At 57.4% G+C, this 20,276-nt stretch carries 26 protein-coding genes; 22 read left to right on the forward strand and 4 right to left on the reverse strand.

All coding sequences use genetic code 11. The features are described 5' to 3' along the window. The first annotated feature begins 31 nt into the window (after window positions 1–31). The 15 genes from ctaD (at window position 32) to QQX03_RS06470 (ending at window position 10,719) form a co-directional block, all read left to right on the forward strand. Window positions 32–1,738: a cytochrome c oxidase subunit I gene (ctaD, locus tag QQX03_RS06400; protein WP_285974932.1), complete on the forward strand. Its 1,707-nt coding sequence runs from the start codon at window positions 32–34 to the stop codon at window positions 1,736–1,738. Window positions 1,739–1,856: 118 nt separating this feature from the next. After that, window positions 1,857–2,774, forward strand: coding sequence for a heme o synthase (locus QQX03_RS06405; protein ID WP_285974933.1), 918 nt, complete (start codon window positions 1,857–1,859; stop codon window positions 2,772–2,774). Then, entirely contained in the window at window positions 2,774–2,902 is a 129-nt protein-coding gene (locus tag QQX03_RS06410; RefSeq protein WP_285974934.1) for a cytochrome c oxidase system small membrane protein, read from the forward strand. The genes QQX03_RS06405 and QQX03_RS06410 overlap by 1 nt, the downstream gene beginning before the upstream one ends. 1 nt (window position 2,903) lies before the next feature. Continuing rightward, the gene (locus QQX03_RS06415; RefSeq protein WP_285974935.1) at window positions 2,904–3,494 is read left to right on the forward strand and encodes a cytochrome c oxidase assembly protein; all 591 of its coding nucleotides are present in this window, start codon (window positions 2,904–2,906) and stop codon (window positions 3,492–3,494) included. Window positions 3,495–3,570: 76 nt separating this feature from the next. Next, window positions 3,571–4,443, forward strand: a complete 873-nt coding sequence (locus QQX03_RS06420) for a cytochrome c oxidase subunit 3 (RefSeq protein WP_285974936.1) — start codon at window positions 3,571–3,573, stop codon at window positions 4,441–4,443. Then, window positions 4,443–4,832: a DUF983 domain-containing protein gene (locus tag QQX03_RS06425; protein WP_285974937.1), complete on the forward strand. Its 390-nt coding sequence runs from the start codon at window positions 4,443–4,445 to the stop codon at window positions 4,830–4,832. Before QQX03_RS06420 ends, QQX03_RS06425 begins: the two co-directional genes overlap by 1 nt. Continuing rightward, a complete protein-coding gene (locus QQX03_RS06430; protein WP_285974938.1) occupies window positions 4,829–5,425 on the forward strand; it encodes an SURF1 family cytochrome oxidase biogenesis protein in 597 nt (198 codons plus the stop codon). Before QQX03_RS06425 ends, QQX03_RS06430 begins: the two co-directional genes overlap by 4 nt. A 59-nt stretch (window positions 5,426–5,484) precedes the next feature. Continuing rightward, on the forward strand, window positions 5,485–6,885 hold the full coding sequence (gene thrC / locus QQX03_RS06435) for a threonine synthase (RefSeq protein WP_285974939.1): 1,401 nt from the start codon (window positions 5,485–5,487) through the stop codon (window positions 6,883–6,885). Next, entirely contained in the window at window positions 6,885–7,778 is an 894-nt protein-coding gene (locus QQX03_RS06440; RefSeq protein ID WP_285974940.1) for an RsmD family RNA methyltransferase, read from the forward strand. The genes thrC and QQX03_RS06440 overlap by 1 nt, the downstream gene beginning before the upstream one ends. Window positions 7,779–7,787: 9 nt before the next feature. Continuing rightward, on the forward strand, window positions 7,788–8,159 hold the full coding sequence (locus QQX03_RS06445) for a dihydroneopterin aldolase (protein WP_285974941.1): 372 nt from the start codon (window positions 7,788–7,790) through the stop codon (window positions 8,157–8,159). A 1-nt stretch (window position 8,160) separates the two neighbouring features. Further along, window positions 8,161–8,478 carry a Rossmann fold domain-containing protein gene (locus tag QQX03_RS06450; protein WP_285974942.1) on the forward strand — a complete coding sequence of 106 codons (318 nt, stop codon included), beginning with the start codon at window positions 8,161–8,163 and terminating at the stop codon, window positions 8,476–8,478. Then, window positions 8,471–9,505, forward strand: a complete 1,035-nt coding sequence (gene moaA / locus QQX03_RS06455; protein WP_285974943.1) for a GTP 3',8-cyclase MoaA — start codon at window positions 8,471–8,473, stop codon at window positions 9,503–9,505. Before QQX03_RS06450 ends, moaA begins: the two co-directional genes overlap by 8 nt. 1 nt (window position 9,506) lies before the next feature. Beyond that, a complete protein-coding gene (locus QQX03_RS06460) occupies window positions 9,507–9,749 on the forward strand; it encodes a MoaD/ThiS family protein (protein WP_285976975.1) in 243 nt (80 codons plus the stop codon). 2 nt (window positions 9,750–9,751) lie between these two features. After that, window positions 9,752–10,195 carry a molybdenum cofactor biosynthesis protein MoaE gene (locus QQX03_RS06465; protein ID WP_285974944.1) on the forward strand — a complete coding sequence of 148 codons (444 nt, stop codon included), beginning with the start codon at window positions 9,752–9,754 and terminating at the stop codon, window positions 10,193–10,195. 83 nt (window positions 10,196–10,278) lie between these two features. Continuing rightward, complete coding sequence (locus QQX03_RS06470) at window positions 10,279–10,719, forward strand: hypothetical protein (RefSeq protein ID WP_285974945.1); 441 nt, start codon at window positions 10,279–10,281, stop codon at window positions 10,717–10,719. An 11-nt stretch (window positions 10,720–10,730) separates the two neighbouring features. On the opposite strand, the gene QQX03_RS06475 is transcribed toward QQX03_RS06470, so the two are convergent. After that, entirely contained in the window at window positions 10,731–11,012 is a 282-nt protein-coding gene (locus tag QQX03_RS06475) for a helix-turn-helix domain-containing protein (protein WP_285974946.1), read from the reverse strand. A 15-nt stretch (window positions 11,013–11,027) separates the two neighbouring features. On the opposite strand from QQX03_RS06475, the gene QQX03_RS11560 reads away from it, so the two are divergent. Beyond that, window positions 11,028–11,375 (forward strand): hypothetical protein, encoded by a 348-nt coding sequence (locus QQX03_RS11560; protein ID WP_432762811.1) that lies wholly within the window; start codon window positions 11,028–11,030, stop codon window positions 11,373–11,375. A gap of 50 nt (window positions 11,376–11,425) precedes the next feature. On the opposite strand, the gene QQX03_RS06485 is transcribed toward QQX03_RS11560, so the two are convergent. After that, window positions 11,426–12,010, reverse strand: coding sequence for a hypothetical protein (locus QQX03_RS06485; protein ID WP_285974948.1), 585 nt, complete (start codon window positions 12,008–12,010; stop codon window positions 11,426–11,428). A 189-nt stretch (window positions 12,011–12,199) separates the two neighbouring features. On the opposite strand from QQX03_RS06485, the gene rplU reads away from it, so the two are divergent. From rplU to QQX03_RS06500, 3 genes are all read left to right on the forward strand, one after another. Continuing rightward, on the forward strand, window positions 12,200–12,667 hold the full coding sequence (gene rplU, locus QQX03_RS06490; protein WP_285974949.1) for a 50S ribosomal protein L21: 468 nt from the start codon (window positions 12,200–12,202) through the stop codon (window positions 12,665–12,667). 12 nt (window positions 12,668–12,679) lie between these two features. Beyond that, entirely contained in the window at window positions 12,680–12,949 is a 270-nt protein-coding gene (gene rpmA, locus QQX03_RS06495) for a 50S ribosomal protein L27 (RefSeq protein ID WP_285974950.1), read from the forward strand. 200 nt (window positions 12,950–13,149) lie between these two features. After that, the gene (locus tag QQX03_RS06500) at window positions 13,150–13,683 is read left to right on the forward strand and encodes a GNAT family N-acetyltransferase (protein WP_285974951.1); all 534 of its coding nucleotides are present in this window, start codon (window positions 13,150–13,152) and stop codon (window positions 13,681–13,683) included. 105 nt (window positions 13,684–13,788) lie between these two features. Here the strand turns inward: QQX03_RS06500 and QQX03_RS06505 are convergent, their stop codons facing one another. Next, window positions 13,789–14,709, reverse strand: a complete 921-nt coding sequence (locus QQX03_RS06505; protein ID WP_285974952.1) for a metal-dependent hydrolase — start codon at window positions 14,707–14,709, stop codon at window positions 13,789–13,791. Between the two features lie 135 nt (window positions 14,710–14,844). On the opposite strand from QQX03_RS06505, the gene QQX03_RS06510 reads away from it, so the two are divergent. Next, a complete protein-coding gene (locus QQX03_RS06510; protein WP_285974953.1) occupies window positions 14,845–15,012 on the forward strand; it encodes a hypothetical protein in 168 nt (55 codons plus the stop codon). Between the two features lie 320 nt (window positions 15,013–15,332). Here QQX03_RS06510 and QQX03_RS06515 read toward each other — a convergent pair whose 3' ends face one another. Beyond that, complete coding sequence (locus QQX03_RS06515) at window positions 15,333–17,582, reverse strand: TonB-dependent receptor (RefSeq protein ID WP_285974954.1); 2,250 nt, start codon at window positions 17,580–17,582, stop codon at window positions 15,333–15,335. Between the two features lie 140 nt (window positions 17,583–17,722). Between QQX03_RS06515 and QQX03_RS06520 the strand changes: the two genes are divergently transcribed. Together QQX03_RS06520 and QQX03_RS06525 are read left to right on the forward strand one after the other, a co-directional pair. Continuing rightward, the gene (locus QQX03_RS06520) at window positions 17,723–19,552 is read left to right on the forward strand and encodes a DUF3604 domain-containing protein (RefSeq protein ID WP_285974955.1); all 1,830 of its coding nucleotides are present in this window, start codon (window positions 17,723–17,725) and stop codon (window positions 19,550–19,552) included. A gap of 74 nt (window positions 19,553–19,626) precedes the next feature. Then, a complete protein-coding gene (locus QQX03_RS06525) occupies window positions 19,627–20,238 on the forward strand; it encodes a TetR/AcrR family transcriptional regulator (protein ID WP_285974956.1) in 612 nt (203 codons plus the stop codon). Window positions 20,239–20,276: the final 38 nt, after the last annotated feature.

A 20,276-nucleotide genomic window follows, 5' to 3' on the forward strand; every position in this document is an offset into this window, starting at 1 on the left:
GAATAGATTTAGAGCAGAGAGTATCTGAACGATGGCAACTACCGCAGAAGGCATCACCGCTCCCCATACAGATCATGGGCATGATGCGGACCACAAGCCGGGCTTTTTCGCCCGCTGGTTCATGTCGACCAACCACAAGGATATCGGCACACTCTACCTGATCTTCGCAATTTGTGCGGGCATCATCGGTGGTGCGATTTCCGGCATCATGCGGATGGAACTGGCAGAGCCGGGCATCCAGCATCTGGGCATGTGGGTTGATATGCTGGGTGGTGACGGCACCTCGATGGATGCGAACTACCACATGTGGAACGTGTTCATCACTGCGCACGGCCTGATCATGGTCTTTTTCATGGTCATGCCGGCGATGATCGGTGGCTTCGGTAACTGGTTCGTTCCACTGATGATCGGCGCGCCAGACATGGCTTTCCCGCGCATGAACAATATCAGCTTCTGGCTGACCGTTGTCGGTTTCTTCAGCCTGCTGTTCTCCATGTTCGTCCCGGGCGGTACCGGAATGGGCGCTGGCGTGGGCTGGACAGTCTATGCACCACTTTCGACGACGGGTTCGCAAGGGCCGGCAGTAGATTTCGCGATCTTCTCGCTCCACTTGGCGGGCGCTGGCTCGATCCTGGGGGCAACCAACTTCATCACGACCATCTTCAATATGCGTGCGCCGGGTATGACCCTGCATAAAATGCCGCTGTTTGTATGGTCAGTACTTGTCACGGCATTCCTGCTGCTGCTCGCACTTCCTGTGCTGGCGGCTGCGATTACGATGCTGCTGACAGACCGCAACTTCGGCACGACATTCTTTGATCCGGCCGGCGGTGGTGACCCTATCCTTTACCAGCACCTGTTCTGGTTCTTCGGTCACCCTGAAGTCTACATCATGATCCTGCCGGGCTTTGGTATGATCTCGCAGATCGTTGCTACCTTCAGCCGCAAGCCCGTTTTCGGCTATCTCGGCATGGCGTATGCAATGGTTGCGATTGGCGTGGTTGGCTTCATTGTTTGGGCGCACCACATGTATACCGTTGGCCTCGACGTGAACACGAAGATGTACTTCACAGCAGCGACCATGGTTATCGCGGTCCCGACCGGTGTGAAAATCTTCAGCTGGGTCGCCACGATGTGGGGCGGCAGCCTTGAGTTCAAATCGCCGATGGTTTGGGCGATGGGCTTCATCTTCCTGTTTACCGTCGGCGGTGTAACCGGCGTTGTTCTCGCCAATGGCGGGATCGACGACAACCTGCATGACACATATTACGTTGTGGCCCACTTCCACTACGTGCTGTCGATGGGTGCGGTATTCTCGCTCTTCGCGGGCTTCTACTACTGGTTCCCGAAGATGAGCGGCCGCATGCATTCAGAGCTGCTGAGCCACCTTCACTTCTGGGGCTTCTTCATCGGTGTGAACGTGATTTTCTTCCCGCAGCATTTCCTGGGCATGCAGGGGATGGCGCGTCGCTATCCTGACTTCACCGCTGCTTACAGTTACTGGAATGAAATCTCGTCCTACGGCTACTGGATTATGGCCGGTTCGATGTTGCTGTTCTTTGCCAACCTTGCCTATGCATTCCTTGCCGGCAAGAAAGCAGAAACAAACCCATGGGGCGAAGGTGCAACTACGCTTGAGTGGACGCTTTCGAGCCCACCGCCGTTCCACCAGTTCGAAACGCTGCCAGTGATCGAGGATTACCACGATTACCACGATCACCGTCCCGCAGGGGCTTAAATTGCTGCGGCGTTAGATCGAGCGATTGCAGACAAGGGGGAGGGGCGTGCTGAGAAGTGCGCCCCGCCTCGCAAAAGAAGCGCACAACAGGCGCATATATTGAACGAGTAGACAGGTAATGACTGCGACGACCGCTACAGCAATGCCGGCCGATTGGCGCGATTTCTTCGCGCTAACCAAGCCGCGCGTGATGTCGCTGGTGATCTTCACCGGAATTTGCGGCTTGCTGGCCGCGCCGGGCAGCATTCATCCTGTGATCGGCTTCACCGCGATCCTGTGCATTGCCATGGCCGCAGGCGGTTCAGCGGTGCTAAACCAGTGGTGGGAAGCAGAGATCGATGCCGGCATGAAACGGACGGCCAACCGTCCGCTTCCCGCAGGTCGTATGCGCCCCGATGATGCGCGCGACTTCGGCATTATGCTATCTGCGGCCTCGCTGGTCATCATGGGTGTTGCGGTAGGATGGCTCGCAGCTGCGATCCTTGCGGTTGCAATTGTCTATTATGCAGCAATCTACACCATGTGGCTGAAGCCTCGCACGCCGCAGAATATCGTGATTGGCGGCGGTGCCGGAGCGTTCCCGCCGATGATAGGCTGGGTTGCTGTGACCGGCGAGGTTACCGCCATGCCGATCCTGCTGTTTGCGATTATCTTCTTCTGGACCCCGCCGCATTTCTGGGCGCTCGCTCTGTTTGTGAAGTCGGACTACGCCAAGGTCGGTATTCCGATGCTGCCCGTGGTTGCCGGAGAGAAAGCGACGCGCCGGCAGATTCTGGCTTATTCAATTCTGCTGGTGCCGGTGGCGATCGCCCCGTGGTTAATTGGCGGGACCGGCGCGATTTACGGATTTACAGCGCTTGCGCTCACTCTGGCGTTTCTGGGCATGTCGCTGCCGGTGGCATTCCGTACCTCTGTAGAGGGCGACACAATGAAGCCGGAGAAAAGCCTGTTTGCCTACAGCATCCTGTACCTGTTCGCGCTGTTCGCAGCGCTGGTAGTTGATGCTCTGGCGCGTGGGCAAGGGTGGATAATCTGATGACGCCTGAAGAAGAATCCGAAATCAAGCGCCGTCAGAAAAGCCGCAATCTCGTGCTCGGCGGATTGTTGCTGTTCATGGTTGTGTTGTTCTATTTCATCACCATCGTTCGTATCGGAGGCCAGTAAAGTGACCGCTGTTGCTGCAACATCGCTTGAGCAGAAGAACCTAAAGACCGGCATTTACGCATTCATGGGCGCGCTCGCGATGCTGGGTTTGGGCTACGCAGCGGTGCCTTTGTACGACCTGTTCTGCCGCGTGACCGGTTTTGGCGGTACGACGCAGGTGGCGAGTGAGTCTGAGGCGGCCAATGCGGAGCGTATTGGCCTTGCTGCCGGCAAAACGATGTCGATCCGATTCGATGCATCAACCGCGCGTGATGTGCCGTGGACATTTCGACCAACGCAACCGACTGACACAGTTCAAATCGGCGTGCGCGACATGGCGATCTATACCGCCAAGAACAACTCAAACGTTCCGATCACCGGTACAGCGACTTTCAATGTCGAACCGGAACATGCGGGCGCTTACTTTAACAAGATTCAATGCTTCTGCTTCACCGAGCAGACTTTGCAGCCGGGGCAGGAAGTGAGCATGCCGGTGCTGTATTTTGTCGATCCGGCGATGCTGGAAGACGAAGCAATGGAGGGGGTGGAGCAGATCACCTTGAGCTACACCTTCCACAAGTCACTCAATACTAACAGCGAACCAAGTTCGTAACACTCTGGACCCGTCCCGCGAGGGCATCTAAGGACGGGTTGAATCTAAGATACGGGCCAAAAGACGGGAACTTTCCATGGCTGGAACAAAGAACCACGACTATCACATCCTCGAGCCAGACATCTGGCCGCTGATCGGTGCGTTTGCTGCGCTGACATTCACCACTGGCATGGTTTTCTTCATGCATGAGATGAACGGCTGGCAGATCATCCTCGGTCTCGGCATCGCGGGGCTGATCGCGACTTTCTTCAGCTGGTTCAGCAATGTTGTTAAGGAAGCCGAAGGCGGCGATCACACACCGGTTGTGCAGCTGCACATGCGCTATGGCATGATCTTGTTCATCGCATCCGAAGTGATGTTCTTTGTCGGCTGGTTCTGGGCGTTTTTCGATTTCGCTCTGTTCCCGGACGCACTGCAAGTCACTGCGGCGGGCACTGCTGAGCAAGCAACCGAGAATCTGTTCGTCACGCAGGGCGTAACGGATGGCACGCTCGTGCCTGCTGGGATGGAAGTGCTCAACGCATTCCAGCTTCCCCTTTTGAACACCCTCATCCTGTTGTGTTCGGGCACTACGGTTACCTGGGCGCACCATGCGTTGATCCACGGTGATCGCGATGGTTTGAAGCAGGGCCTTTGGGCGACGATCGCCCTGGGTGCAGTCTTCACCGCTATTCAGGCGTATGAGTATTCGATCGCTCCGTTCAACTTCGGTCAGAACACCTACAGCTCGGCCTTCTTCATGGCGACCGGTTTCCACGGTTTCCACGTTCTGGTTGGCACGATCTTCCTGATCGTCTGTTTGGTGCGCGCCTATGCGGGTCACTTCACCCCGCGTCAGCATTTCGGCTTCGAAGCGGCAGCATGGTACTGGCACTTCGTTGACGTAGTGTGGCTGTTCTTGTTTGTAGCCATCTACATCTGGGGTGGTTGGGGCGCGCCGGTTCACTAATGGCGAAGAGCGTAAGCTCTGAAGAAATGAAGGGGCTGCCGGGGGTAACTCAGGCAGCCCTTTTCGGTTTGTGCCCCCGCTGTCATAAGCGCACGTTGTTCGACACGCCTGCAAGCGTTGCCTATCGCTGCAAAGCTTGCGGGCTGGAGTTCGGCCAATTCGAGCGGGGTAGCCGCGCGGCAAGCATTGTGACATTTGCGGTTGCGGCGATGCTGATGGGCGCAGTGCTGCTAATCGACGAGTGGTTGCGCTTTCCAATGTGGCTGATGGGGCTGATTGTGGTTCCGATGACCATTGCAACCACTTTAGCCGCGCTGCGTTTCTTCAAGACAGTGCTGCTGATGGCACGCTATCAGCGCAGCCTGGAAACGAAAGACATGGATCAATGAACCTCCGCCAGCTTCCGATTGTTCCGACTATCATTGTGTTCGTGGCCGCAAGCATCATGGTGTGGCTTGGGTTCTGGCAATGGGGTAAAATCGGGGAGCAGGAAGCGCGCCTGCAACAATATGAAGCAAACGCAGGCAATCCCGAATTGGTGCCGTTTCCGCTGACCGCTGAAGAGGTGGATCGCTATGCCTATCGACGATCTTCTATCTTGTGCGTGGAGATTGTGGGTGAACCAAGGGTTGTTGCAGGCCGAAACGCCAATGATCAGTCGGGGTATGTGCAGGTCGCAACGTGCAGGCTTGGCAACGGTGGACAGGCAGATGTCCAGTTGGGCTGGGCGAGGGGACCATCTGCTGTCAGCTGGGAAGGTGGCGAGGTAACCGGCTCTATAGAACCCCTGCGGACTGGTTTTGCAAAGCTTGTTGCTGACCCGCCGGTTGAAGGTCTTTCTGCAAGCGCTCCGCCAAAGAAGAAAGTCATCGACCACATGGCTTATGCGGGACAGTGGTTCTTCTTCGCGCTGACGGCGCTGGTAATCTACTTCCTTGCAATCCGCAGCAAGTTGGCTGGGCGTCGGGAAGGTGGGGATTGACGAGCATGAAGCGTCTCTTTCTTGCCCTTGGGGCCGCCCGCGTCTAACCGCCCCAAGTAATGGAATATATCTCGACCAGAGGTAGCGCATCCGCGCTCGATTTCGAAGGTGTCACGCTGGCGGGGCTCGCCAGCGATGGCGGGCTGTACCTGCCGGCTGAATGGCCGCGCTTCAGCGAAGCGCAGATCGCGGACATGGTTGGGCTGCCCTATGCAGAGCTAGCTACGCGGGTGATGTGGCCCTTTGTCGAAGGCAGCCTGACCGAAGAGGAATTGCGCAGCCTTTGCCAGCAGGCCTATGGCCGCTTTGCGCACAAGGCGGTGACGCCGCTGGTGCAGCTGGATGAGCGGCAATGGCTGCTCGAGCTGTTTCATGGACCGACGCTGGCATTCAAGGATGTCGCGCTACAGCTGCTTGGCTTGCTGTTTGAGACCTTCCTCAGTCGCCGCCAATCGAACCTGACCATCATTGGCGCGACCAGTGGCGATACAGGATCAGCCGCGATCGATGCGGTGGCCGGGCGCGAAGGTGTAGATATCTTCATGCTTCACCCTAAGGGCCGCGTCAGCGATGTGCAGCGCCGCCAGATGACGACAGCGCGTGCGCCCAACGTTCACAACATCGCGATCGAAGGCAGCTTTGATGATGCGCAAGCGATGGTGAAGCGTATGTTCGGCGATGCCGATATGACGGGCCGTTTCAACATTGGCGCGGTCAATTCGATCAACTGGGCGCGGCTAATGGCGCAAGTGGTCTATTATTTCGCCAGTGCACTGCAGTTGGGTGCACTCCATCGTCCGGTCGCTTACTCTGTGCCGACGGGTAATTTCGGTGACGTGTTTGCAGGCTATGTTGCCGCGCAAATGGGCCTGCCAATTGCACAATTGGTGGTGGCGACCAACGTCAATGACATATTGCATCGCGCGCTGTCAGATGGGGACTATTCGACTGGCACAGTCACGCCGACCGACACACCCTCGATGGATATTCAGGTCAGCTCAAACTTCGAGCGGCTGCTATTCGATTGCGGCGGGCGCGACGGTGCCGCGATGGCGGAACAAATACGCAGCTTCGAAGCGGATAAAGCCATGCAGCTGACCAATAGTCAGCGCGAAGGCGCGTCGGCCCTGTTCACCAGCGTTCGCGCGGATCAGCAGCAAGTGTTGCAAGCGCTGCGTTGGGCGCACGAAAATGCTGGCGAAGTGATCGATCCGCATACTGCCGTCGGCCTGCATGCAGCGCTTGCAAGCGAACTCGATCCTTCAATCCCGATGGTAACGCTGGCGACTGCCCACCCGGCAAAGTTCCCCGATGTGGTCGAGCGCGCAACGGGATTGCGTCCGAACCTGCCTTCACGCGTGGGTGATCTGTTCGCGCGCGAGGAAGCCTATAGCGAGCTGCCCGGCAAATATGACGCTGTGCGCGACTTTGTGACGCAGCACGCGAGCCCAGCCGCCTGATGGTCGAGCTTCGCCGCGATCCTGTGTTGATGGTGGGCGAGGGCTGGGAAGGCGGCTATCGCCTGCTCGACAGCGGGAATGGTCGCAAGCTTGAACAATTTGGTCCGCGCGCATTCATCCGCCCCGAGCCGCAGGCGATGTGGAGCCCGCGCATGGCGGATTGGCAAGCCGCTGGCGAATTTATCCCTGGATCCGATGAGGATGGCGGCGGGCGCTGGCAGCTTGACCAGTCATTGCCAGAGGATCGCTGGCCGGTGAGCTGGAACGAAGTGACCTTCTCTGCGCAGCCGACGCCGTTCCGGCATCTGCAGTTTTTCCCGGATATGGCCCCGGTGTGGGATTGGATGCGGGAACAGTTGAGCGAGGCGACTGAGGCCGAGACGATGAACCTGTTCGGCTATACCGGTGTTGGATCGCTGGCGTTGAGCCAACATGGCCGCGTGACACATGTCGATGCGAGCAAGAAATCGGTTGCGCAGGCTCGCGAAAATGCGGCGCTGTCAGGGATGGAAGACCGCCCCATCCGCTGGCTGGTCGATGATGCGGCCAAGTTCACTGCGCGAGAGGTTCGCCGCGGTAATCGCTATGACGGGATTATCCTTGATCCACCCAAGTTTGGGCGCGGGCCGAAGAATGAAACATGGCGTTTGGAAGAGAACCTGCCCGCGCTGCTTGCCGATTGCCGCAAGCTGCTGGATCGCGATAGCAAGTTCCTGTTCCTTACAGTTTACGCGGTGCGAATGAGCAGTCTGGCGCTTGCGGGTTTGGTCGATGAATTGTTCGCAGATATGCCCGGCACAATCGAGCACGGCGATCTCGCGGTGCAGGAGACCGGCGAGAGTGGCAGGCTGCTGCCCACAGCGATCTTCGCACGTTGGGGTAATTCCGGCTAAAGGGCGCGCATGAAAGATTCGCTGATCCTTGAAGTGGCTGATTTCGAACACGATGTCCTGACTGGCATATATTCGGAGGAGACCGGTAAGCCTCAACCACTGCGTTTCACCATTCAGGTGCGCATGGCGGTCGCTGAAAAATATGAAGCTGACACTCCCCTTGAGGGCAGCAAGAACTACATGGACCTGAAATTCGCAGCTTCCGATGCGCTGCCTGAAGGGGTCCATTTCAAGTTGATCGAGGCTGTGGCAGACCACATCTGTGAAACATTGTTCGTGCAGGATGCGCGGGTGGAAGCGGTAACTGTCAAGATCGTGAAACTGGCGATTGCCGAGGCTAATGAAAAGATCGGCATCACCCTCCACCGCGAGCGGAAGTAGGATGGAGCAGGCCGAGTTGAAGGTGGAACACCTGCCGGCTGAACCACTCGATGCGGCTGCCGCATTCCACCGCGCGCATCTGAATCCAGCGATAGCGGCTCTAGAGGGCGCGGTAGCTGATCTGACCATTATCTTGCCGCTTGCCCCAAGCAATCACGATGACTGGCGGCGGACAGTTGCGCGCGATCTGGCCCGAAAATTCGCGCCCAAAAGGGTAAATGTGGTGGGTGGAGGCAGCGAAGCGGCTGTCCAATCAATGCTCGCATATTTGAGGGGCGCGCCCGGCGTCACTGGGCAGTACCTTCCATTGCATGACTAGGGTCCGAGACGTTTTGCTTCCCAGCGCCAAGCCTGCGCCATTGATCGATGGCTTCCAGCGCCAGATCAAGTATCTGCGCTTGTCCGTTACTGATCGCTGTGATTTGCGCTGCACCTATTGCATGCCGGAGCGGATGACGTTCCTGCCGCGCAAGGAAGTCTTGAGCCTTGAGGAACTATATCAACTATCGCTCGGCTTTATTGCCCGCGGGGTTACCAAGATCCGCATTACTGGCGGGGAACCGCTGGTCCGGCGCGACATCATCGACCTGTTTCGCGCGTTGGGGCGCAAGCTTGGTGAGGGGCTGGAAGAGCTTACGCTGACAACCAATGCAACTCAGCTTGCCCAGCATGCTGACGAATTGGCGAGCGTGGGTGTGAAGCGGGTAAACGTTTCGCTCGACACACGTGACCGAGACCAGTTTGCCAAGCTGTCACGGCGCGATGTGCTGCGACGTGTCCTGGAGGGGCTTGCTGCGGCAAATGAGGCCGGACTCAGGGTCAAGATCAACACTGTCGCGCTTAAAGGCGTGAACGAGCATGAACTTCCCGACCTAATCGCATGGGCGCATGGTGAAGGCTTCGATCACACATTGATCGAAGTCATGCCGCTGGGTGATGTCGATGAGGACCGGGTCGATCACTTTCTGCCGCTATCGGCTGTGCGCGAACAGCTGGAGCAGCGCTGGACGCTCACTCCGCTGAGTGAAAGCTCTGGCGGTCCTGCGCGCTACGACCGGATTGAAGAGACCGGAGGAAAGCTCGGCATGATTACGCCGTTGACCAACAATTTTTGCGCAGGCTGTAACCGCTTGCGTGTGACGGCGACGGGGCAGCTTTATCCGTGCCTGGGTGGTGGAGAGCGAGTGGATCTGCGCGCGGCGCTGCGTTCGGACGATCCGGAGGCAAATCTGCAAGCTGCGCTGAATGAAGCCATGCGGATCAAGCCTGAACGGCATCATTTCGATATCTCTGAACGCGGCGCTGAACCGGCGCAGCCACGCCATATGTCGATGACGGGTGGCTGACATGGCCGTGACGGTGCTCTTCCTTGGTCCGTTGCGCGATCTGGCGGGTGTAGAAAGCCGCGAATTTTCCGCGCCACTCGACTGGGAAGGGCTGATATCATCTGTCGCGCCTGAAGTTGCCGAACAGCTCCGGCAGGCACGCGTCAATGTCGCCTGCGCCGGAAAAGTTCTGGCGGACAAGGCGTCGCTTAATGCGCAAGAGGGTGATGAAGTTGCGTTGCTTCCGCCCGTAAGTGGTGGCTGATAATGCGCGTTGTTCGCTTGTTAGCAGACGCATTTGATCCGGGCGCGCTAGTCGAACAGTTCAAGGCCACCAACCCGGGATTGGGCGGGATATGCACCTTCGTTGGCGAAGTGCGAAACGATACGGGTGTCGAAGCTTTGGAGCTATCTCACTACGAACCGCTGACGCTACCAAACATGAAAGAGCTTGCTGACAAAGCCTTCGCGCGGTTTGATCTGATGGGACTATTGATGGTTCACCGGGTTGGGCGAATGTTTCCCGGCGAGCCCATCGTTTGCGTGTCTGCAGCAGCCAAACATCGACGCGGCGCGATCGATGCCGTCGATTACTGCATGGATCATCTGAAAGCCGCTGCCTGGTTCTGGAAACGCGAAAAACGCGATGGCGAATGGAGTTGGATCGAGCCGCGCAGTCATGATTACGCCGATCTTGCGCGTTGGAAATAAGATAATTCGCGCGATTTGATCTTGATCAAGGAGCTACCTTCGCGGGGGTGGCAAGAGATGTCTCAACGGAAGGAGACATCGTCATGTCAAAATTGCTTACACCAGAAATCGTCCAGCAGAAGGCGCGGATCGTTGATGCGCCCGAAGCCGAAGCGCAAGTGCAGACCAATGTCGACCGTAATTTTGAGCTTCCCAAGGCACTCTATGGTGCGACGCTTGCTTGCTACCTTGGATTTGTAGCCATCACAGCGATGGCATTCGGCAATCCTGCCTTGATCATTCCTATGGTGATCATTGCGCTCATCGTTACCGCAGGTTTCGTGGTTCCAGGTATCTGGACACAGCTCAAACCGGAAACCAAAAAGGTACGCTCCATGGGCCTTGATCACTTCGCAGGCAAAGGCATCATGACCAATACCAGCCCGCTCAAAGCCAGAGATGCCGCCACACAAGTTTTGATCCTGCCAGTTCTCGTACTGCTCTGGGGCGTCGCGGTGGTGACGATAGCCGCGCTGGCGGGCTGAGAGGGCCCCGCCTACTCCCGAGACCTTCCCGAGAGAGCTTGCAGGTGCGCGGGGTCGATCAATTCGATCCCGCGCTTGCCTATGCGGCGAATTGCGCCGGTAGCTTCCAAATCGCCCAGTTTCCGGCTTACAGTTTCAATCGTTAGTCCAAGCATATTGGCGATCTCGCCGCGCGACAGCGGCAAATCGAACTGCGCCACAGGGTGGCAAGGCGACTGGCTGGCCGCGTGTGCGAAATCATAGATCAAGGCCGCGAGGCGTGTTTCCGCATTGGCATTGCCAGTCAGCTCCAAAATACAGCGTGTCGCATGCAAATCTTACTGACTGCGCCGCAGGAGTGCTTTGGTGAGCGCAGGATAGGCATCCACGGCGCGGTTGAGATCTGCTTTGGCAAAGGTGCAAAGCTGGCTTTCGGTCAAAGCAACGACATCATGCTGGGTAAACGGAGCAAACAAATCGCCGATGACGCCGGCTGGGTGAACCAATGCCAGGATTTGTTCATTGCCATCCATATCGGTTGCAGAAACTTTCAAGGCACCGCTTACCAACGTGGCACACGCGGCATTGTCGTCTCCGGCCGTAAACAAGGTTTACCCGCGTTTGAGGGTGCGTGTTCGCCCGGCAGCGGCCATGACTGCACGCTCGGCCTCGTCTAGAACTGAGCACGCTGCGCTGCCACGGACTGGGCATGTGGCACAGGCGAGGTTCATGGGTTGCTGCCGTTGGGGGTTGAATCTAGCAAGGTAATCAACTCTGTAATCAATTGGCGTTCAACGGTATGATAATCGGAAACTTGCTGTCTGGCCAAGTCGATTTGCGTTCGCTCTGCGAAGGAAAGGGAAGCGTCTGCATAAAGCGAATCAAGGTCAGCCAACAGCGATACAGTCTGACCATTGTGCGATTCGAGCGAACCGATCGCGATTTGCGCGATTGGCCAGCGATTGTCTTCAATGCCGGTGCCGGAAGCCGAAGCGATAAGTGGCCTTGCCCTGTTTGCTTCTGAAAGGAAGCGCGCGTGCTGATCACCCGCAGCTAGCAAAGCATTTCCGACTTCGGCCATTTCCTTAGCGCCGAGGGAGGCCGGAGCAGCTGCCTGTGCCGGGGCAGCAGCGCTTGTGAACGTACCTTGCACACGTTCAAAATTGCGTAGATTTAAGTCGGGATAACGGCTTCCGCCGCCGGCGCAGCCACTGAGTGATGCGACAGCGAAAACCATTACAAGAGTACGAGGAAGGAGAGGATAGTCCATTTGAGCCAGTGAATAGCACGAACACCGCTCCTTGCCACCCACTCGTGGCGCGCCGTGTCCACATTCGCGCATTTTCTTGTGCGGTGCGCAAAAATGCGATGATCCGGCGTTGACTTGAGCCCGCCTATCCCTTAACGGCACGCTTCTTTCCGGCGCCACCTTCTGGTGGAGAGTCGGGTTCGCCCTTTCGAAGAGTGAAAGGGCACAGCTTTAGATTGAGAGATTACCACCATGTTCGCAGTCGTGCGCACAGGCGGCAAACAATACCGGGTTGCCGCTGGAGACAAAATTGCAGTCGAAAAACTCGCTGGCGACGCCGGCGACACGGTGACGCTGGGCGATGTCCTGCTCGCGGGTGAAGGTGACAAGCTTGCTGATGCTTCGAAGGTTTCTGTTTCGGCAGAGATCATCGCTCAAGCGAAGAGCGAGAAGGTTGTCGTTTTCAAGAAGCGTCGTCGCCATAACTATCGTCGCAAGGCCGGTCACCGCCAGCAGATGACTCTGCTGCGTATCACCGATGTAGGCGAAGTCGCAAAGAAGGCACCGGCCAAGAAGGCCGCTGCCAAGACTGAAGACGCACCGAAGAAGGCTCCAGCCAACAAGGCCGCTCCTAAGAAGGAAGCAGCTGAGAAGAAGGCACCGGCCAAAAAGGCTCCAGCCAAGAAGGCTGCTGCCAAGAAGCCGGCCGCGAAGAAGTAAGGATCAGGGCCCATGGCACATAAAAAAGCAGGTGGTTCATCACGTAACGGTCGCGATTCAGTCGGCCGTCGCCTTGGTGTGAAGAAGTTCGGCAGCGAAGGCGTTGTCGCAGGCAACATCATCGTGCGTCAGCGCGGCACCAAATTCTATCCAGGCAGCAATGTAGGTATGGGCAAAGACCATACCCTATTTGCGCTCGAGAACGGCGTGGTGCGATTCCACAAAGGCAAACTCGGCCGCAAATACGTGTCAGTGGACGCGATTATGGAAGCAGCCGAATAACCGGACGTTCCGATAAAGGGATCGTCCACCGGGACGGTCCCAGCCGGATTTAACCACCGGCACTCGAAGAGGGAGATGGGGCTGACCCGTCTCCCTCTTGTCGTTTCTCCCTCTTAGACCGGCGAAATCCACTTCGCCGCAATGAATGTGTCACGCATTGCTCCTAAGCGGGCGGCAGCGGGGCATTGAGGAGAAGGAAGATGTTCCACTGCACCGAAAGGTTGCTCTTGAGACCGGCTTGGCCAGAGGATTGGCAGGCCGTCTATTCCGGGATCGCCGATGAAGGCGTGGTGCGGAACCTTGCGCGTGCGCCATGGCCATACAGCCAGGATGATGCACGCAGTTTTGTGGAGCTGCCGGTTGATCCCAGGTTTCCGCGCTTTCTCATCACACGTTCGCGAGATGCTGCCCTGATCGGTTGCATCGGGATCGATATGACGGTCGGTCAGGTTGAACTGGGCTATTGGATTGCGCGCCAGCACTGGGGGCGGGGCTATGCCACCGAGGCTGGCCGCGGCGTAATCGAGATTGCTTCAACCCTTGGTTATAAGACATTGTTTTCAAGCCATTTTCTAGACAACCCTGCTTCGAGCAAGGTGTTGTCAAAACTTGGCTTCAAGCCCACTGGTCGGATCGTAAATCGCCATAGCTGTGGCCGTGGAGCAGAGGCGCTGATCGCTGAATATTCGCTCGATCTGTCTGAGCAATCGGCAGATTGGCAAACTGCCGCCTGATCCTCTCTCCTCTCCTAATTCAGGCGGCACAAAAAGAAGCCCCGGTTCCATTGCGGAGCCGGGGCTTTTTGATATTTAGGGAAGACGCAAAGGCTATTCTGCAGGTTAAAGAAGAGCGTCTTCGAAGTCACCTTCATACAGACCAATCAATGCGCGATCATCGTGATCCCACGGGTGGAAGCCCGGCTTGAAGTAAGCCAGCCACGCCGGGAAAATGCGGCGCACAACGCCTGGTGACCATGCCAGATACTTGAATAGGCCCCAGCGCGCCTTCCAGCCGGTAATGCCGTCCTGCGCCAGCAGGTTCATCGTGTCTTCCCAGCGGTTCTTGAAGAAGCGGCCCGTGACGATCAGCATCATCAGGCTGCGCACTTTCCAGCGGCGGAACGGCGTCCAGTCGCGAGTGGCGTGGTTCCAGGTGTCATAGGCGACGCCCTTGTGCTCGATTTCCTCGGCCGCATGCCAGCGCCACATATTGCGAACTTCGGGGTCAGCTTTGTCGAAATGCTTTAGATTCTTCAGGAATTCGCTCGCCATCATAGCGGTGTAGTGTTCCAGAGCCATGGTCGCGGCGAGATTGAGGATCTCTGGCCGGCCTTTGGTCAGGTTGAGCATTTCCTCAACGCGCTTGTCGATTGCTTTGATGTCGTAACCATGATCTTCGGCGAGGCGGTTGAACGCGATGTGTTCGCGGGTGTGGTTGATTTCCTGCTTCACGAAAGCGCGGATCTCCGCCGCGAGCTTGGGCGGGGCGCCATCGCGATGCGCCTTGACCGCTTCGATGAAGAAAGCCTCACCGCGCGGGAAAGTGGCTGACAGGGCATTGTGCCAGGCTGTGCCGAACGGTTCGCCCGCCCACCACCGATTGGGTGTGGTGTTGCGATTAAAGTGTTCGTCACGAACCGTGATTTCGAGATCGGCCGGTGTTGGATCTTTAGCGCTGCGGCGGTTTGCGGCTGCTGCGGTTTCAAGATCAATCTTGGCAGGGGCGTTCACTGGGCACTCCATGATTTGGGTTACTGACATGATTGTAAGTAGACCGTACTGACATCTGTGTCAATAGCGAGCAGGGTGCGTTGGTGTGTTGTCGAAACAATGCTGCCTTGTGAAGTGATACGCTCTACAGCCCCCGCAACACGACCAATCGAAGGGTATAGAATCGTGCTTGTTGCCATTGTCATTGCTTCTGCTGCACTCATGCTGTTTTTCGTGGTCGTCGCGATTGCGGGGAATCGGGCGCATGACCGACAACAAGTCGATCTGGAAAGGCGTCGTTCGGAGCAGGCGCAATCTGCCCGCGGCAACACGACACGAGCGAGCGACGACTGAGGCGAAAGCACGTTCCAATCCAACAGGATGGAACACTTGGAACACTGTCCTAAGAGAGAAACTCTCCTTGGGGAGAGGGGCGCTATTGCGAGCGGCTTGCAAGATGGATTGAGCCAAGATCATGCGCGCTTTTGAGCCAGATTTTCAGTGAGTAGGAAAGGGAGTTTTTTGTCCGCTACTGGAAAGCGCTTTCAGCCTCGCCTAGGTCATGAATTGGGGTGGAAAGCGGACATCTTTGCGAGCAGTAACACAAAAATGGGCCGCCAAGCGGCGGCCCAAGGATTGGTCTCGAGAGCGTTGAGACCCCATTCTAGAGAAGTTTAGAATTCGAAACCCAGGGCTACACCGTATTGGCGCGGTGGAATGCCAGTGCCGAAGGTAAACAGACCCGCGACAGGCAGCGCTGAAGACAGCCCGGTATCGTCTGTAAGGTTGCGACCAAAGACGCGCGCATAGATGCGTGAATCTTCACCCGTATAAAACGTGTAGGTGATCGCTGCCGACAGATCCGATGTCGCAGGGTGCAGACCCCTCGGATCGTTTGCGCCGAAATTGCCCGGAGCCGCCACGATTGTCGTCTGATAGGAACTCAATGTGCGGAAGCTGACATTGAAGTCGAGTTCGCTGTTGTCCGAGACAGGCACTTCATAGTTGGCGGCAACCGAGAATGTGACATCAGGCGCGCGGCGAAGCTGGCGTGTCGATGCATCTTCGCCCGGGTCCTGATTGCCGTCTAGATTGAGATCTATGAAGAAGTTCTCGTAATCCGCATCGAGCAAGCCCAGCGACGCGGTCAGCGAGAAACCTTCGAACAGGTTCGCGCGCATGTCGACCTCGAGACCCTTGATCTCGGCGCTCGCGGCGTTGAGCGTCACCGTCTCCTGCGGGTTAGCCGATCCCGGCGGGGTCGCCTGGACCACATCCTCCTGTTTGTCGTCATACTTCGAAAGGAACGCTGCGAAGTTTAGGATAAGATCGCCGCCGAGGAAGGAATTCTTCAGACCAACTTCGAAGGAATCGACCGTTTCGGGTCCGAAGGCAGTCGCCACCGCCGAAGGGCTGTTCGCACGGCCATTCAGGCCGCCGGCGCGGTATCCTCTCGCATAGGACCCGTAGACGAGCGTGTCGTCGGAGATGTCGAAATCGAGACTGACGCGCGGGGTGAACTCCTCAAAGCTGACTGCGTTGCTGAATTGCACACCCGGAGCGAGAATGCGGGTGAACTCCTTATCGTCCCAAGAATAGCGCGCGCCCGCGCTAAGCCGCAGGCGATCGGTCAGGTCCAGATCGAAGTCGGCAAACAGCGCGAAAGATTCCACTTCGTGATCGGTGAAGGGATTGACCTGCGCACCGCCGGGAAGGGTCGTCGTCTGGTCAAGCTGGTATTCGTTCTCGAAGTAGAACAGTCCGACCACACCGCTTAAGCCTTCGTTGAACTCGCCGCTGAGGCGCAGTTCCTGGCTGAATTGGCGATAGTCTTGAACGCGATCAGTCTGAAAGAACGGGATCGATGTCCCGTCGAAGTCCTGCACCACGCGCTCGTCCGAGTCCCGCAAGGCAGTGATCGAAGTCACCCTGAGATCACCGATGTCCCAATTGATCTGAGCCGACAGCGCCGTCTCTTCAAAATCGATCGAGCCGAGCTCATTAGCAAAGACGGTGTACAGGTCTTCGTCGAGATTGCGATTGCACTGTTCGGGGATAAGGTTGAACGTGTTGGGCGGCACAGGGTTCGGATTTGCGAAAAGCACGCACAGCACATCGGTGCTCGCCGACAGCGACGACACTGCCGGATCCCCGCCGATCTCGGAATACTCCGCCGTGAGCAGCAGTTCCAAGGCCGGTGTAGGTTCTATGAGGACGGTGGCGCCGATATTGGTGTTGGAGTTTGCTCCGGCGTCGACGCCCAGCGTGACGTTGTCATAGAAACCGTCAAACTCGCGATCATAACCAAAGAGCTTGAGGCCGAAGACGTCGCCGTCGCCGACATTAAGCACGCCGTTAAGCTCGCGCCTGCCAAAATTGCCGAATGTCACTTCGCCGCGTGCACCGAATTCCTTGGTAGGGCGCGATCGCTGGACATTGATGACGCCGCCGATCGTATTTCTGCCGAAAAGGGTTCCCTGCGGCCCGCGCAGGACTTCGACCTGCTCGAAATCGAATGCATTGGTCAGTTGCGCCGTGTTGGTCCCGATGAAGACACCGTCAATGACCACGCCGACCGTGGGCTCGAAGGATTTTTCAATGTCCTCAAAACTCACACCACGCAGCGAAATTGCGCCGCCGCCGGGGCCTGCGCCGACGGGGTCGATCACTAGGTTGGGCGAGAGGCCCTCAACATCCTCGATCGTGAGCGCCCCTTGCGCTGCAAGCTGTTCCGGGCTGACGACCGTGACGGCAAGCGGCACGTCCTGCACCGCCTCGTCCCCGCGAAGACGCCCGGTGACGATAATCACGTTGTCGTCTTCGTCCGCCGAAGCTTCTTCGTTTTGCTGGGCAAAAGCTGCTTGGCTTCCAAGAACGCCGGTCAACAGCGTTCCGGTAAGCAGACCAATCCTGAATGTATTCATGTTCCCTCCCCTTACCTCACCAATTTAGCCGATTGGCCTATTGGCGGTATTATGTTTATGAACCTGAGATTATATTCGCAGAGGAACGTGCACTATCGTCAAAAGTGTGAGCGCTCGGGACTCTTCGTAGGGGGTAGGGAATGCAGGCAAGCAGAAAAAAGGGTGTCATGTGGCGACAGGCGGCATCTTCTTGCGTGCTTGCTCCAGTGATCCTTGCTGGATGCTCGGCAATGCGCGAAGCGCCGGTGGCAGAATCCAATGAAACTCCCACGACTGTTGTCTTGAGCGAGTATCCCGAGCAGGTGCTTTGGGGAGACCTGCACGTCCACACGAACCTCTCGTTCGACAGCAACAGTCTGGGCAACGAGCGGCTTGGCCCCGAAGACGCATACAGGTTCGCCATGGGCGAAACGGTGATGGCCTCCAGCGGGCATCCTGCAGCACTGGCCAGACCACTCGATTTTCTCATGGTCGCCGATCATGCCGAATATCTCGGAGTCCTCTCCTCCGTTCGCGAAGGCGATCCCGCGCTATTGGAAACCCCGCTGGGCGAACGTTGGAGTGGTTTTCTCTCAGGCGAGAGCGGCATTGGCGCTGTCCTGAGCGATTACGTTGCCATGGTCACTCGCGAAAAACCCATGGATCTTCCCGGTGATGACCATCAACGAACGATCTGGTCTGACCTCATCGACACAGCAGAGCGATACAATCGTCCAGGCGAGTTCACCACGCTTGCGGGATATGAGTGGACCTCGATGCCGGGCGGTCGCAATCTCCACCGGGTGGTCGTCTTTCGTGAAGGACCGGACAAGACCAGACAGATTCTTCCCTTCTCTGCTCTCCAGAGTGATGATCCCGAGGATTTGTGGGACTACATGGGCAATTTCGAACGCCGAACGGGCGGGCAGGTGCTCGCCATTGCCCATAACGGCAATCTTTCCGGCGGTCTGATGTTCGATGATACGACGCTGGATGGTGGCTCTTTGACCGCGGACTATGCTCAGCGTCGGCAAAGATGGGAGCCGGTCTACGAAGTCACGCAGGTAAAGGGCGATGGAGAAGCACACCCCTTGCTTTCGCCCGACGATCGCTTTGCCGATTTCGAGACCTGGTACGAAACCGACATCTCCATGCGCCCACGAAGCGACAACCCGGAAGATGCGCGCCGCAGCCTTGCGGGCGAATATGCCCGGAGCGGTCTGAAGAAGGGGCTGCGATATGGAGCGAGACTAGGCGTTAACCCATATGAATTCGGTTTCATCGGATCGACCGATTCCCACACCGCCCTTGCCACGGCAGACGATGACAATTTCTGGGGGAAGTTCCTCGATTCCGAGCCGACCGAAGAGCGTCTCGGCAGCCAGATGGGTGGGAATCTTTGGGCCAATGCGGGCCTGTCTGCCTCGGGCTATACGGCGGTATGGGCGCGGGCCAATACGCGCGAGGAGATCTTCGACGCGCTCAAACGGCGCGAGGTTTACGCGACGACTGGACCCCGCATACGCTTGAGACTCTTTGCAGGGTGGGACTTTGAGGAAACCGACCTGTCGCGCGACGATTTCGCGCCCTTCGGATATTTTGCAGGCGTGCCGATGGGCGGGGTCCTCGAAGCGGCCAAACTCCGACAGACTCCACGTCTCTTGGTGCGCGTACTGAAGGATCCCGACGGTGCGATGCTCGAACGTGTGCAGGTCATCAAGGGGTGGCTGGATGCAAGCGGAGTGCTGCATGAAAAGGTGTTCGATCTGGACGAACCCAGCATCAACGGACTCCCCTATTTCAACGTTTTCTGGCGTGATCGGAATTTTGAACCGGATCAACATTCCTTCTACTATATCCGCGTGCTTCAGGTGCCGACCAAGAGGTGGAGCACTTACGATGCCGAGCGCTACGGATTGGAGCTGCCTGACGGGATTCCCCGGATGATCCAGGAGCGGGCCTACAGCTCCCCCATATGGTATCGACCATGATCGTCAGCTTGTCCTGGAGAAGGAACTGAGACTTGCAGGATACGCTGCCAAAATCTCGACACGTCGGAAGCAAAGTGAAGCGCGGCCGCCCACCCGGTTCAAGCGCGGAGGCGACCCGTCAAAGACTCTTGCTTGCAGCAGCGAGGTACTTCAGCTCAGCCGAGTATTCGGAAGTCAGCTTGCAAGACATCGCGGCGGAATGCGGGATTACCGGTGCCGCAATCTACAACCACTTTTCCTCAAAGGAAGAATTGTTCGCGTCAGTCGCCGAACACATGATGAAGGTGAACGGAAAGGCGATTCAACAGGCGATTGCTGACCACACCGAATGGCGATCCATGTTGCGAGCCGTCCTGAGGCTCATTTGCAAGGACACCACGGGATGGTTCCGTTTCACTTTGCTGGTTCCGGCAGTCCAGCTAAAGATGATGCAGAAGCCCGAGAAGTTCGCTTCGCTTCTCACGCTGAGAGCGGTCTATGTCGATTGCTTCAGGCAAATCGTTGATTGCGCAGTAGCTGCCGGGGATTTGCCGCAAGCCACCTCGAAAGCCGCCGCCGCTGAGCTCCTGCTCGCCTTCACTTTCAATGGGCTGGGGGCTGTCATTGCACATCGGACGAGTGATGAGGAAGTCGCCGAACTTGTCCATCATGCGGCCATTCTCTTGGGCTTTGCGAAGCAGGCCTGAAGATTGCTTGCTGCGGATCGAAGTGGAACGCTGACATA

It is taken from the genome of Altererythrobacter rubellus (assembly GCF_030284385.1).
GTDB classification, from domain to species: Bacteria; Pseudomonadota; Alphaproteobacteria; order Sphingomonadales; family Sphingomonadaceae; genus Erythrobacter; species Erythrobacter rubellus.

What these genes read in the sequence shown, in the direction of transcription:
- rpmA (WP_285974950.1), top strand. Translation starts at nt 12,680, where the DNA reads ATGGCACATAAAAAAGCAGGTGGTTCATCACGTAACGGTCGCGATTCA.
- QQX03_RS06505 (WP_285974952.1), bottom strand. Translation starts at nt 14,709, where the DNA reads ATGTCAGTAACCCAAATCATGGAGTGCCCAGTGAACGCCCCTGCCAAG.
- QQX03_RS06445 (WP_285974941.1), top strand. Translation starts at nt 7,788, where the DNA reads ATGAAAGATTCGCTGATCCTTGAAGTGGCTGATTTCGAACACGATGTC.
- rplU (WP_285974949.1), top strand. Translation starts at nt 12,200, where the DNA reads ATGTTCGCAGTCGTGCGCACAGGCGGCAAACAATACCGGGTTGCCGCT.
- QQX03_RS06460 (WP_285976975.1), top strand. Translation starts at nt 9,507, where the DNA reads ATGGCCGTGACGGTGCTCTTCCTTGGTCCGTTGCGCGATCTGGCGGGT.
- QQX03_RS06430 (WP_285974938.1), top strand. Translation starts at nt 4,829, where the DNA reads ATGAACCTCCGCCAGCTTCCGATTGTTCCGACTATCATTGTGTTCGTG.
- QQX03_RS06470 (WP_285974945.1), top strand. Translation starts at nt 10,279, where the DNA reads ATGTCAAAATTGCTTACACCAGAAATCGTCCAGCAGAAGGCGCGGATC.
- QQX03_RS06515 (WP_285974954.1), bottom strand. Translation starts at nt 17,582, where the DNA reads ATGAATACATTCAGGATTGGTCTGCTTACCGGAACGCTGTTGACCGGC.
- QQX03_RS06405 (WP_285974933.1), top strand. Translation starts at nt 1,857, where the DNA reads ATGACTGCGACGACCGCTACAGCAATGCCGGCCGATTGGCGCGATTTC.
- QQX03_RS06450 (WP_285974942.1), top strand. Translation starts at nt 8,161, where the DNA reads ATGGAGCAGGCCGAGTTGAAGGTGGAACACCTGCCGGCTGAACCACTC.
- ctaD (WP_285974932.1), top strand. Translation starts at nt 32, where the DNA reads ATGGCAACTACCGCAGAAGGCATCACCGCTCCCCATACAGATCATGGG.
- moaA (WP_285974943.1), top strand. Translation starts at nt 8,471, where the DNA reads ATGACTAGGGTCCGAGACGTTTTGCTTCCCAGCGCCAAGCCTGCGCCA.
- QQX03_RS06420 (WP_285974936.1), top strand. Translation starts at nt 3,571, where the DNA reads ATGGCTGGAACAAAGAACCACGACTATCACATCCTCGAGCCAGACATC.
- QQX03_RS11560 (WP_432762811.1), top strand. Translation starts at nt 11,028, where the DNA reads ATGCAAATCTTACTGACTGCGCCGCAGGAGTGCTTTGGTGAGCGCAGG.
- QQX03_RS06465 (WP_285974944.1), top strand. Translation starts at nt 9,752, where the DNA reads ATGCGCGTTGTTCGCTTGTTAGCAGACGCATTTGATCCGGGCGCGCTA.
- QQX03_RS06410 (WP_285974934.1), top strand. Translation starts at nt 2,774, where the DNA reads ATGACGCCTGAAGAAGAATCCGAAATCAAGCGCCGTCAGAAAAGCCGC.
- thrC (WP_285974939.1), top strand. Translation starts at nt 5,485, where the DNA reads ATGGAATATATCTCGACCAGAGGTAGCGCATCCGCGCTCGATTTCGAA.
- QQX03_RS06500 (WP_285974951.1), top strand. Translation starts at nt 13,150, where the DNA reads ATGTTCCACTGCACCGAAAGGTTGCTCTTGAGACCGGCTTGGCCAGAG.
- QQX03_RS06520 (WP_285974955.1), top strand. Translation starts at nt 17,723, where the DNA reads ATGCAGGCAAGCAGAAAAAAGGGTGTCATGTGGCGACAGGCGGCATCT.
- QQX03_RS06440 (WP_285974940.1), top strand. Translation starts at nt 6,885, where the DNA reads ATGGTCGAGCTTCGCCGCGATCCTGTGTTGATGGTGGGCGAGGGCTGG.
- QQX03_RS06425 (WP_285974937.1), top strand. Translation starts at nt 4,443, where the DNA reads ATGGCGAAGAGCGTAAGCTCTGAAGAAATGAAGGGGCTGCCGGGGGTA.